The 12,385-nt window shown below is 51.7% G+C and carries 11 protein-coding genes; 2 read left to right on the top strand and 9 right to left on the bottom strand.

Annotation, left to right across the window (positions count from 1 at the left end):
• The 7 genes from Q0413_RS06360 to recA form a co-directional block, all read right to left on the bottom strand.
• On the bottom strand, positions 1-368 hold a 368-nt coding region (locus tag Q0413_RS06360), incomplete at its 3' end, for a uroporphyrinogen-III synthase (protein WP_298988142.1).
• Between the two features lie 517 nt (positions 369-885).
• Positions 886-2,259: an argininosuccinate lyase gene (gene argH / locus Q0413_RS06365; protein ID WP_298988153.1), complete on the bottom strand. Its 1,374-nt coding sequence runs from the start codon at positions 2,257-2,259 to the stop codon at positions 886-888.
• 189 nt (positions 2,260-2,448) lie between these two features.
• Positions 2,449-3,078: an NAD(P)H-dependent oxidoreductase gene (locus tag Q0413_RS06370; RefSeq protein WP_298988144.1), complete on the bottom strand. Its 630-nt coding sequence runs from the start codon at positions 3,076-3,078 to the stop codon at positions 2,449-2,451.
• A gap of 9 nt (positions 3,079-3,087) precedes the next feature.
• On the bottom strand, positions 3,088-4,278 hold the full coding sequence (locus Q0413_RS06375) for a hypothetical protein (RefSeq protein WP_298988146.1): 1,191 nt from the start codon (positions 4,276-4,278) through the stop codon (positions 3,088-3,090).
• A complete protein-coding gene (locus tag Q0413_RS06380; protein WP_298988147.1) occupies positions 4,275-5,102 on the bottom strand; it encodes a hypothetical protein in 828 nt (275 codons plus the stop codon). The genes Q0413_RS06375 and Q0413_RS06380 overlap by 4 nt, the downstream gene beginning before the upstream one ends.
• A 1-nt stretch (position 5,103) precedes the next feature.
• Positions 5,104-6,354, bottom strand: coding sequence for a phosphopyruvate hydratase (gene eno, locus Q0413_RS06385; RefSeq protein ID WP_298988155.1), 1,251 nt, complete (start codon positions 6,352-6,354; stop codon positions 5,104-5,106).
• A complete protein-coding gene (gene recA, locus Q0413_RS06390; protein WP_297914466.1) occupies positions 6,354-7,394 on the bottom strand; it encodes a recombinase RecA in 1,041 nt (346 codons plus the stop codon). Before recA ends, eno begins: the two co-directional genes overlap by 1 nt.
• Before the next feature lie 281 nt (positions 7,395-7,675).
• Here recA and Q0413_RS06395 point away from each other — a divergent pair, with 281 nt between their 5' ends.
• Both Q0413_RS06395 and Q0413_RS06400 read left to right on the top strand, forming a co-directional pair.
• Positions 7,676-8,572 carry a menaquinone biosynthesis family protein gene (locus tag Q0413_RS06395; RefSeq protein WP_298988148.1) on the top strand — a complete coding sequence of 299 codons (897 nt, stop codon included), beginning with the start codon at positions 7,676-7,678 and terminating at the stop codon, positions 8,570-8,572.
• Between the two features lie 605 nt (positions 8,573-9,177).
• Positions 9,178-9,969: a UDP-N-acetylmuramate dehydrogenase gene (locus tag Q0413_RS06400; protein ID WP_298988149.1), complete on the top strand. Its 792-nt coding sequence runs from the start codon at positions 9,178-9,180 to the stop codon at positions 9,967-9,969.
• A 349-nt stretch (positions 9,970-10,318) separates the two neighbouring features.
• Here the strand turns inward: Q0413_RS06400 and Q0413_RS06405 are convergent, their stop codons facing one another.
• Entirely contained in the window at positions 10,319-10,771 is a 453-nt protein-coding gene (locus Q0413_RS06405) for a hypothetical protein (RefSeq protein ID WP_298062286.1), read from the bottom strand.
• A 192-nt stretch (positions 10,772-10,963) separates the two neighbouring features.
• Positions 10,964-12,385 (bottom strand): phosphatase PAP2/dual specificity phosphatase family protein (locus tag Q0413_RS06410; RefSeq protein WP_298988151.1); only part of this gene is annotated, 1,422 nt, incomplete at its 5' end.

The raw sequence follows: 12,385 nt of genomic DNA on the forward strand, positions 1-12,385 counted from the left end.
GCGCTAGATAGAATTTGCCCCAGCTTCGATACCGTCTCGCGCGCGCGCAGATACAGCGCGTCTCTGCCCCTTAGAAGCGGCGCGATCTCAGCGGCAAACTCATTTCCGTGCCCGTGTAGCGCCACAAAAATATCGCGAAATCCAAACTCGCGCGCAGCCGCAGCGCACGGCTCGCCGATAGCGTAAACGGGGGTATCTAAATCAAGCGAAATTTCATTAAATTTTATCGCCGCCACCGCGTTTTTGGAGGTAAAAATTAGCGCGCCGATCTGCGCAGGCAGGCTAAATTTGAGAAATTTTATCTCGCAAACCACAAGCTGCCTCACCTGCGGATGATCAAATCTCGTATTAGACACCAGATATATCAAAACGCCCTCCATGTTTAATTTTGCTTTGATTGAGCCTCGCCCCTGCCTTCACGACGCGCAGAAACGAAAAAAATGCCGCTTCATTTGCTTCGATTAAATTCCATTCGCGCCTTATCGATTACGTGCACACCGCTTAACGCCCAAATTTGCTCTGATTAAACTTCGCTCCGAGCCGCTTTCGGCGCCGTTTAAAGCCTGCCCGCAAAGCCTACTCGTACCTTTAAGTCGCGCTTAGGCAACCAGCGGCGCACTTTTAATTCAGCTCACGCCCTAAATTTCAAGTCAAGCGCTTCGCTTTACACGGAGCCTGTCCTTTAAATTTTACTTTGCAGTCTGCGGCGGGCACTTAATAACGCTGCCGCAAAGCTCAATCTGCGCGCGGCAGACGTACTACATAGCTCGCCAGCCCCGTCCAACCCGTATATGTGTCCGCACGGGTCATAGAGCTCGCCAAATTTTAAAATTTAAAACTGCGACTACGAAATTTTAAAATTTCGCCGCTCTTAGGCTCTTAAATTTAGCCTTTCAGCCACCCGTTTAAAATTTCAATCTGCGCCTCTACGCTCTCATTTGCCGTGCCACCTTGCGACTTGCGCGCCTCTTTGGAAGCGTTTAGATCAAGAAATTTAACCGCGCCCGCGTCCAAGCTTTCATCCACACTTGCAAGCTGCTGCGCATTTAGCTCGCTCAAATCTAGACCCAAATTTTCCGCATACGCCACGGCTTTACCCGTGATGAAGTGCGCCTGGCGAAAGGGTACGTTTTTCTCCCGCACGAGATAGTCGGCCAGATCGGTTGCCGTGAGGTGTCCGCGGCGCGTCATCGCTAGCATATTTTGCTCGTTAAATTTAGCCGTTTTTAGCATCTGTTTTAAAATTTCAAGGCTCGCAAGCGCGGTGGCGACGCTATCAAAAACGCCCTCCTTGTCCTCTTGCATATCCTTGTTGTATGCTAGTGGCAAGCCCTTCATCACCGTTAGCAGCGCGACGAGATTGCCGTTTACGCGCCCCGTTTTGCCGCGGATGAGCTCGGCGACGTCGGGGTTTTTCTTCTGCGGCATGATCGAGCTGCCCGTGCTGTACGCATCGCTGATCGTGACAAAACCGAACTCCTGCGAGCTCCACAAGATTAGCTCCTCGCACAGGCGCGACGCATGCGTCATCAGCACGCTTACGTTAAACAAAATCTCCAGCGCAAAATCACGGTCGCTGACGCTGTCCATCGCGTTTGGCGTCACTCCCGCAAAGCCTAGCTGTCGCGCGACCGACTCGCGGTTTATAGGATGCGGCGTGCCCGCAAGCGCGGCGGAGCCCAGCGGACAGAGGTTGTTTCGCTCGCGCGAGCTGGCAAAGCGCTCGTAGTCGCGGCGAAACATAAACGCGTAAGCTAGCAAATGATAGGCAAGGCTCACGGGCTGGGCGTGCTGAAGGTGCGTGTAGCCGGGCATCAGCGTGTCCGCGTGCTTGCTAGCGATATCTCGCAGCGCGGCGACTAGCTCGCGAGTTTTTTCGGCGAGCGCGGCACCGCTTTTAAGCACGTAGAGGCGAAAATCAAGCGCGACCTGATCGTTTCTGCTGCGCGCGGTGTGCAGCCTGCCGCCAAGATCGCTTCCGATGAGCTCGCTTAGGCGCTTTTCGACCGCCATGTGGATGTCCTCGTCGGCGGTTTTAAACTCAAATTTACCGCTTTTTATCTCTTCAAACACGGCGTCAAGCCCTGCGACGATCTTTTCGCTCTCGTCAGGCTTTAAGATCCCGCAGGCGCCGAGCATTCTTGCATGTGCCTTGCTGCCTGCGATATCCTCCTGCCAAAGCGCCCTATCAAAGCCGATCGAGGCGTTAAACTCCTCCAAAAGCGCCGAACTCGCCCCGCTAAAGCGCCCCTCCCACATTTTTTTCACGCTCGCTCCTTCGTTTAAATTTTCGGTGATTTTTTAAAATTTTAAATCTCGCCGCACAAGATTTGCGGGCGAGAAAAAAGGCTAAAGCACGGTAAATTCCTAGAAAACGCGCTTGCCGCTTCGCGCGCCGACTTTGGAATTTTGCGCGCTGTAAATTTAACGCCTTAAAGCCGTTTTAATTTATTCGATCCACTTTACTACGTCATCCATGCTGCGGCGGATCTTTTGCGGCTGCGGATTTACGCGGTAGCCGAAAGGCACGAGTAGCGCCACGCGGCGATCATTCCATTTTAGATTCAAAATCTCTCCGAGCGCTGCGCGATCAAAGCCCTCCATCGGGCAGCTGTCGATGCCGCGGCTTGCGGTCTCGTTCATCATCGCAAGTGCTGCGAACATGCACTGCGCGTGCGACCAATTAAATAGCTCCTCATCGTCGTTGTGAAAATAACCGCTTAAAAAATCTTGATAAAATTTATGCCTGTCGCCGATATATTTGGGCGCTTCATCTTTTTTACGCGTAATCATTCGCTCGATATAATCACTTCCTAGCTTTATGTCCTTGATCTTTGCTAAAATCACGACCAGATGTGAGCAAGAGGTGATCTGCGGCTGATTCCACGATTTTTCGCGGATCCGCTCGCGTAGCGCCTTGTTTTGCACAACCAAAAAGTCCCATTGCTCTAGCCCCGTAGAACTAGGTGCTAAGATGCCTGCCTGCAAAATGGCGTCAAAATCAGCTTTGCCGATTTTTTTGTTCTCGTCAAAAATTTTGCACGCGTGGCGAAATTTCATAATCTCTAAATGTGTCATAGTCTCTCCTTAATTAGAATTTTTGTAGATCAAATACCCGCCATCTTTGCGTCTGATGCTGAGGTTGCCCTCGCGCGAGCGCACGCCGATGCGGTAGTAGCCGTCCTCTTTGGTGACGTTGATGTCGCTAAAGCCGCCGATATTTACAGCAAAGCTCGCGCTGCTAAGCGGGATCTCTTGCCGCCAAAACTCCGCTTCAAGCGTGCCAGAAACATTTGCGTCAGAGCTTTTGAAATCGTCTGCGGTGATGAGCTGCACGCTGTCTTTGCGGATGATAAATTTTAATCCGTCGTCAAATTTAAGCGTCTCTAGCGGTAGCTCCAGGCGCGGCGCGAAGCTAGGCGTGATGCCACTTTGCGAGGCCTGCTTTTGTAAATTTGGATCAGTCGAAGTAACCGAGACGTCCAGTGCCCTATGTAGAGCGGGTTTGGCGCTAGCGCTTAGCACGAAATCATCGTGCCAATCAATCGAGCGATTGATATCAACGATCTTTTCATGCAGGACCCCGTCGTCGTCCCTATATCGCACGATCAGGCTTTCGATCGTAAGGGCGTCGGAGGGAAGCGCAAAGGTTTGCTGCGTGAAATTTTTAGGCGCGGGCGCATTTTGTGGCGTGCCGGCGGAGCTTTGCGCCGGATTGGAATTTTGCGGAGCAGATTGCGCTTTTTGTTGCATAGTGGAGTTTTGCACCGTAGAATTTTGAGCTGTAGAATTCTGTGCCGCCTTAAAATTTTGCACCATTGTAGAATTTAACTCGCTTACTTCCGGCACGATCGGTAACTCATCAGGAGGCGGAAGCATCGTAGCTGAATACTGCACAGAAGAGTTCAGCTCCGTCTTTATGACCTGCGAAGGAGCGCCAATGCCCGCTTGGGGCACAGAAGCTTTTTTTTCGGTCTGCGAGAGCTGTGCGCTCACGGCTTTTTTGGCGACGCTTGCTTTGACGCTGGAATTTGCTTCTGCGGCGCTTTTTTGCATTGCTGCGGCAGGACTTTTAGATGTTTCGGCTTTCATTACAGCTTGCTTTTTAGCGTTTGGGCTTTGTGCACCTGTTTTTGGCTCTTTAATCGCCAAATCGGTAGAATTTTGCTCTTTTACCACGACGATGCTAGGTTTCGTAGTGTTTGAATTTGCGCCATTTAAATTCTCTGCGTTTAAAAAAGCGCAGAGACCCAAAATTAGCAAAAAATTTTTTCTCATTTTTTAAGGTCCGGATCGAGCGAGCGACGCTCTAAATAAAGCTTTTGCAGCTCGGCGTTTTCCTCTTTTAGCCGCTCAACGTCGGTGAATAAAAACGCCTTTTCTTTTTGCAGCTGGCGCAGCACTTCAAACGATCGCTTGCCAAATAGCACATCACCCACGAAGATGCCCGCAAAAACGACGCAGACGATCAGAGCAAGAGCTGCAAAAATCTGCTTAAGCGGTGAAAACGGATTGATAAAATTCAGCCGTTCTTTTAAATTTTTACGCTTCTTAGAAGCTTTTTTAGCGACAGGATCTGCGTTTTGCGGTGTAAAAGAAAATCCTTGCGTGGCAGAATTTATACCTTGCGCCGCAAAGCCCGTGCCTTGAGAGCCGTGCTCTACGCTCTGAGCCGCAAAATCCGCGTCGTTTGGGAAGTGGTTTTCTTTAGCGTATAATTCTGCACTCTTTAAATCGCTGCCTCCAATAAATTCTGAGCCGTAAAAACCCGCGTCTGCTTGCGCGCTGCCTTCGTAGTTTCCGCTTGCAGCGGAGCTTTTACCACTTAAATTAGAGCTGCTGCTTGTAGCATCAGAGGCAGAGCCTGTTTCGTCTACGCCGTGTGAGGTTCCGTTGCGATTTTTCCGGAAGCCAGCCCCTACCTCGCTAAAGCCTCCGCCAAAATCTTCATCGCTATAAAATTCTTCATCGTCAAAAAAATCGTCCTCGTCAAAGTCTGCGTCTGAATATCTGCCTTGCGTGTCCGTATAATCCGCTCCGTCCGTATAGGGGCGTTGCGCACCGCCTTTTAAGCCTCGCTTGGACTTTTTTTTAAAAAACATTTTAAATTCGGCTTCCTAAAAACTCGTCCGTCTCGCGCTCGATCTCAAGCAGGCGGTTGTATTTGGCGTTGCGTTCGCTTCTTGAGGTTGCGCCAGTTTTGATTTGGCCCGTATTCATCGCGACGGCGAAGTCCGCGATAAAGCTATCCTCGCTCTCGCCGCTTCTGTGGCTCATCACGCAGCGGTAGCCTTTGCGCTGAGCTAGGCGGATCGTCTGCATAGTTTGGCTAACGGTGCCGATTTGATTTGGTTTTATTAAAATCGCGTTGCCTATGCCTTTGGCGATGCCTTCGCGTAAAATTTTCTCGTTCGTTACGAAAAGATCGTCGCCCACGAGCTGCACTTTAGAGCCAAGCCTGCTCGTTAGCTTCGCCCAGCCCGCCCAGTCGTCCTCGTTCAGGCCGTCTTCGATCGAAAATATCGGGTACTTCTCGCAAAGCTGCGCGTATCGCTCGATTAGCTCTTCGCTGCTAAATTCCTTGCCCTCTAGCTTATATTTGCCGTTTTCGTACAGCTCGCTAGCTGCGACGTCAAGGGCTAGTTTGATCTGCTCGCCCGCTTTGTAGCCTGCTTTTTCGATGGCTTGCATAATGAGCTTGATCGGCTCTTCGTTATCGTTTAAATTTGGCGCAAATCCGCCCTCGTCGCCCACGGCCGTGCTGTGACCGGCCGCGTTTAGAAGGCCTTTTAGCGTGTGGTAAATCTCGGTCGCCGCTCTCAGCGCGTCGCTAAATTTATCAAATCCAAACGGCATAATCATAAATTCTTGAAAATCCACGCTGTTGTTCGCGTGCGCGCCGCCGTTGATGATATTAAACATTGGCACCGGCAGCACGCTAGCGTTCGCGCCGCCCAGGTAGCGATACAAAGGCACGTCAAGGCTTTTTGCAGCCGCGCGCGCTACCGCCATAGATACGCCAAGCACGGCGTTCGCGCCCAAATTTGAGTAGTTATCGGTGCCGTCAAGCTCTCTCATCTCATCATCAAGCGCCTTTTGATCGAAGGCATCCAGCCCGATCACGGCCTCCGCGATCTGAGAATTTACGTTTTCAACAGCCCTTAGCACGCCCTTGCCGCAGTATCTCTCGCCCCCGTCGCGAAGCTCCAGCGCCTCGCGTTTGCCCGTGCTTGCGCCGCTTGGGACTATCGCGCTTGCTACGGTGCCGTCGCTTAGAGCTACGGTCGCCTTTACGGTCGGGTTGCCGCGGCTATCTAACACCTCTATCGCATAAACATCTTCGATATAAATCATCATTCATCTCCGCTTTGTAAATTTTCATCCTCGTTGCCGTCACTTAGGCTCATACTGCCCATCTGCTCGCGAATTTTAGCAGTAATCTCTTCGGCCACTTCAGGATTGTTTTCAAGATACACTTTCGCGTTTTCGCGACCTTGACCCAACTTCGTATCGCCGTAGCTGAACCACGCACCGCTTTTATCGACAATGTCGAGCTTGACGCCGTAATCGATCAGCTCACCCACCTTACTAATGCCCTTGCCGAACATTATGTCAAATTCCGCGATCTTAAACGGCGGCGCCACCTTGTTTTTCACGACCTTGACTTTGGCGCGGTTGCCGATACTCTCTTCGTTTTGTTTCAAAGTAGCGATCTTGCGTATATCGATGCGCACCGAAGCGTAAAATTTAAGCGCATTGCCGCCGGTCGTCGTCTCTGGCGTGCCGTAGCCCATCGCGCCGATCTTCATACGGATTTGATTGATAAAGATCACCGTCGTGTTCATCTTGTGCACGACGCCGGCAAGCTTACGCAGCGCCTGGCTCATAAGTCGCGCCTGAAGCCCCACGTGCTGATCGCCCATATCGCCCTCGATCTCATTTTTCGGCGTGAGTGCGGCGACGCTATCTACGACGATAAGATCGATCGCGCCGCTCTTTGCTAGGGTTTCTACGATGTCAAGCGCCTGCTCGCCGAAGTCGGGCTGACTGACGTAGAGATTGTCGGTATCGACGCCTAAATTTGAAGCGTATTTGACGTCCAGCGCATGTTCGGCGTCTACGAATGCGCAAATTCCGCCCGCCTTTTGGCACTCGGCGATGATGTGAAGCGTGAGCGTCGTCTTTCCCGAGCTCTCCGGCCCGTAAACCTCGATGATACGCCCTTTCGGCACGCCGCCGATGCCAAGCGCGATGTCAAGCCCCACCGAGCCCGTAGAGATGGCGTCTATCGGCTCGACCTGCTTATCGCCTAGTCGCACGAGCGTGCCCTTGCCGAAAGCTTTGTCGATCGATTTTAGCGCCGCATCCAGCGTCTTTTTCTTTCCCTCGTCCATGTTTTTCCTTAAAAATAAATTCATCTAATTTTACCAAATTTGAAATGAATTTTTGATTATTCGCCCAAATTCGGCGCGGTATCGGAATTTGAAATTTTTAAGGAGCGCAAAAAGTTCTGCAGGGCGAGCGGAGGGCATTAAATTTAGCCTTTTAAACGGGCCCTGTTTTTCACGTTTTTCTTTAGAAATTCCGCATTTTTATGAGGGCTGTAGCAAAATTTCACTATAATTTCGCAATTTAGCCGCGCGCGAAATTTAAAGCGGAGCAAAAAGGATAAAATTTGAAGATTTTTAAGCATATAAACGTCGCTCACTCGCCCGACGCCGACGATATTTTTATGTATAAGGCGATTGATTTTGGCTGGGTGAGCTCGAAAAATCTAAAGCTTAGCGCCACCGCGCTTGATATCCAGAGCCTAAACGACGAGGCGCTAAAGGGCACCTATGAGGCCACGGCGATCAGCTTCGCGCTGTATCCGCTCATCTGCGACGAATACGCGCTTTTGCGCACGGCAGTGAGCTTTGGCGAGGGCTACGGACCAAAACTAGTCAAGAAAAAGGGTGCGGTTTTAAAGCGAAATTTCAAAGTCGCGCTAAGCGGCAAACACACTACAAACGCCCTGCTTTTTCGCATGGCATACCCGCAGGCGCGCGTGATTTATAAAAATTTCCTAGAGATCGAGGGCGCGGTCTTAAGCGGCGAAGTGGACGCAGGCGTGCTGATACACGAGAGTATTTTGGACTTTTCGGACGAGCTTTGCGTGGAGCGCGAGATCTGGGATATCTGGAGCGAGCTAGCGGGCGAAAATCTGCCGCTGCCGCTAGGCGGTATGGCGCTTCGCCGCAGCCTACCGATAACGGACGCCATCGAGTGCGAGCGCGTGCTAACGGAAGGCGTGCGCATCGCCACCGCGCATAAGCCGCTTTTATCGCACATGCTTCTCGAGCGAAACCTCATCCGCGTGGACGACGCAAAGCTCGAAAAATATCTGAGCCTTTATGCCAACGAAGCCTCGATCGAGCTTTCGGGGGCGCAGATAAAGGCGGTAGATAGGCTATTTGAGCTTGGTTACGAGCGCGGATTTTACCCTGCGCCGCTTAGTGCGCAGGAGAATTTTATCCCGCGCGAATATAACGAGATCCGTTTTGCGGACTGCGGCGGGCAAAACCCGATGTAGGGCCGAGCGAGGTTAAAATTTAGCTGAAATTTGAGCCTTGCTTCGGCTGATTTTGCTCGGAACACGCCCCTTCGTTTCGGCTAAATTTCTAGGCGTTAAGGGTTTGTGCCTCGGCGAAAATTTTACTTCGGCGTAAGGGCAGACGCGAGGTAGAATTTACCCCGCGTTCTTGCCCTTGCCGCGGCGGTTCTGCGCCGCAGCTTTTGGAATTTAGCCGCGCAGCATGGCGGGTTTAAAATTTAGCGCAAATTTAACGCCGAGTTTGCTGCGGATTTTGCCGCCGAGCGCGTCAATTAACCGCGTGGCGCAGAGCGATTCGTCGCAGTACGATAGCGGTTGCGCTTTTAAATTCGGTGCTACGCGGCGATGAAATTTTACGGCACGCCGGCAGATCGCGCGGCTGTATTTTGTACCGCAGAGTGCGAGCTCTGCGCACACGATGTATCGCGCAGCCCAAATACACTGGCGAGATAAATTTAATCGCGGCGCTAAATTTTGAAATAGCGTTTGCGTCTCACACTACGCGGTGGTATCGCTAAATTTTAAAACGATGCGCGGCGAGCGACGAGTGTGAAATTTAGAAATGAAATTTAAAAGGCAAAATTTTGAAAACAAGGCAGATAGATTTTAGCAAATACACCTCCGTGCGCATCGGTGGGAGTTTCGCGGTGCAAATTTTAAAAGACGAGGCCGATTTTACGGAGTTTGAGAGCATAGCGGGGGGCGCGATCATCGGCGGCGGCAATAATCTGCTCATCTCGCCCGCGCCGCCGCACCTTGCGATGCTAAGCGAGGAGTTCGACCGCATAAGCCTAAGCGGAGACGTCCTTAGCATCGGGGCTGCGACGAAGTCGGGCAAAATTTACAACTTCGCCAAAAAGCAGGGCCTCGGCGGCTTTGAGTTTTTGCGAAACATCCCGGGCACGCTCGGCGGACTAATCAAAATGAACGCGGGGCTCGCCGGCGCTAGCATCAGCGATAGCCTGCTTGCCGTGCGCCTAACGCGCGGCTGGGTGGAGCGCGAGCGGATAAGCTTCGGCTACCGAAGAAGCGGGATCGAGGAGCCGATTTTGGGCGCCGAGTTTAAAATTTCACGCGGCTTTGATGCCGAACTCGCCGCGGATTTCGCCGCCAAGCGCACCAACCAGCCAAAGGGAGCTAGCTTTGGAAGCTGCTTTAAAAACCCGCCGAATGACGCCGCGGGCAGGCTGATCGAAGCGGTGGGATTAAAAGGCCACGCGATCGGCGGCGCGAAATTTAGCGAGCAGCACGCCAATTTCATCATAAATTTCGGCGGTGCGAGCTTTGAGGATGTGATTGCGCTCATAAATTTAGCGCAAAGCCGCGTTTTTGAGGAATTCGGTATCGAACTGGAAACCGAGGTCGTGGTGCTATAAAAGGAAATTCGTATATTTTGCCCCGACTAAACTTACTCGGTTGTCCATTCCGTCTTTTTTGCACTGGATTTTTTTATGCTTTGAAATTTTAAAATACCGACGAAATCGTCAAATTTAAAAGCGCTCAATACGGTGCGCCGGCGATACTAACTGCTGTTTCATCGCTTAAAATAGTCGCTACAAAAATAGTCCGCAAAAACAATCAATTTTATCCCGTTTATCTCGCCATGAAAAACAGTTGTTGAATTTTACGCGCCAAACCTGTAAAGTTTTGTCAGAAGTCAAAGTGAGAAAAAATTTGCGACCGTCTAAATCGGTGTTCAGTAACCGTCTAAGCGGGTAAGCAAATTTAGTCCAGATAGTAGCCCGCTAAAGCCGCGACTGCGACGATGAGAGTAAGCGCGGCCGTTAATTTATATAGCCGCAAAGCTCCGGCGCAGCGACTTTTCATATCGCGGATTTTAGGCGGCTTGCTAGCTAAATTTAGCTCCGCAAGCGCCGCGTCAAATTTGCCGTAATCAAGCCTTCCTTCTGCAAAATCTCTAAAAATCAGCGTATCGAAATGCAGCCTAATGTGCAGATAAAATAGAGCCGTAAAAGCTGCTAAAAAGCCCGTAATGACGGCAAAATGCGTAAAAATAGTAAGACAGACGGCAAGCTGAAGTAAATTTAACAAAAAAAACAGCCTGTGCGTCGCTAAAAATCTAGCCGTAACCAGCGCCAAGGCTCTATCGTCCGTACTTTGGCGGCATTCCCGCTCCCCGCCTTGCGCCGATTTTTCGTTTTGCTCCGCATTCGTCATTTTCCCTCCTCTTTTTGGGTGTTTGCCTTTGGTTAAATTCCCGTTCATTTTCGCCGAGAATTTTGCAATGCCGCTTGTTTTTTGTCCGCAAATTTTTAAATTTGATCCCTCAAACCGGACTTGATCAAATTTAGCCTGCGCCTATTTCGCGCTTAAATTTGCCGCACTTGCTTTTGCGAATTTAGCTGGTCTTTACTCCGCTTTCGAATTTACGCGGGCTTCTGCGGCTAGCCGCGCTATCCGATCGCGCAGCGAGCTAGCGACTGCGATCTTTTCGCGGCGAGATTTTAGCAAATTTAGCGCCTCGTCAAAGCCTAGTCTCGCGTAAATCACCAGCCAAGCAAGCAGCACCGACGCGCTCCTACCGTAGCCCAGCGCGCAGCACACTAGCACCTTTTTATCGTTTGCTTCGGCGGCTCGTTCGTTTGAGTCCGTGAGAATTTGCCCTGTCTCGGCGATCTTGCTTTCGTTTGCCGAGCCGCGCGTTTGCAAATTTACCCGCGGGCTCGCTTGCTCGTGAAATTTAAAATCTCGCCCGTGCGCGCAGCCTGCCTTGGCGCTAAAATTTGATCCTATCTCCGCCGCCCTTTGCTGCAAATTTTCGCCGCCGCAAAGAGTCGTTTTTACGAGCTGATCGAGTTCGTCCGCGCCGCGTTTTAGCTCGTCCGCGCTCGGCGTTATCATATCTAGCATAGGTAGGCTCGCATAAATTTGCGCGCCACCAGGCCGCTCAAACTCGGCCGCACAGTCCAGCACCGCGTCAAATTTGCCCGCCTGCTTAACCGAGCCTAGATACAGCCCGGGTAAAATCTCGTCTGAAAGCCGGCGTCCGCGCAGCCAAAAAAGCGCATTTAACCGCGCTACGCAAAGATAGGGGAAAAGTAAAGCTTTAGCCGTGGCGGCGTGACGGCCTTGCCCGTTTTTAGCAAAAACTCCCGCGCCTAAAAACGCATAACCGCAAGCAACCAGCGCGAAACTAAAGCTCGCCCACGATAGCCACAGCATCCACGCGCCCCAAATTTTAGCTCCCAAAATCGCCCCAAAAAGCGTCAAAAACGCAAGCCCTAGATATAGCGCCGCCCATTTGTAGCGAGCGGCCTCCCTAGCCATGGCAAATCTAAGCGGCGCGCCCTCTGGCGGACGAATCAGAAGCACGAGGCATCCCGCAGCCATCCCCGTCGGAATGTCGATAAAATGGTGCTGATACGTGGTCAGCACGCTAAGGCCGATGAGCGCAAACCACGCGACAAGCGCCGCCTTGAGCCAAACCGCGCGCGCCTTGCGAAGGTAAAATGCGCCCACCACGACGCAAAGTATGATGTGTAGCGACGGAGCTTGATTAAACGGGAGGTCAAAGGCGGCGAGGCTTGAGAACAAAAAGCCGCTAAGGCCCGAAACCGCGGGCTTCTCCCACGACATTTGCAGAGGAAAAGCGATAAAAAACAGCGTCGCGATCATCTGCGCGGCTAGCAGCTGCGTAACGTAGCGCGCGAGCTCCCTAGCGTCACGGCAGAGGAAAAATTCAAGAGCGTAGAGTAAATTTAGCGACCAGTACGGCACGATACTCCACGCCCAAAACGGCAGTGCGCGCTCCCACGCGAAATAAATCTCGGG

The organism is uncultured Campylobacter sp. (assembly GCF_938045465.1).
In the GTDB taxonomy this organism is placed as follows: Bacteria; Campylobacterota; Campylobacteria; order Campylobacterales; family Campylobacteraceae; genus Campylobacter_B.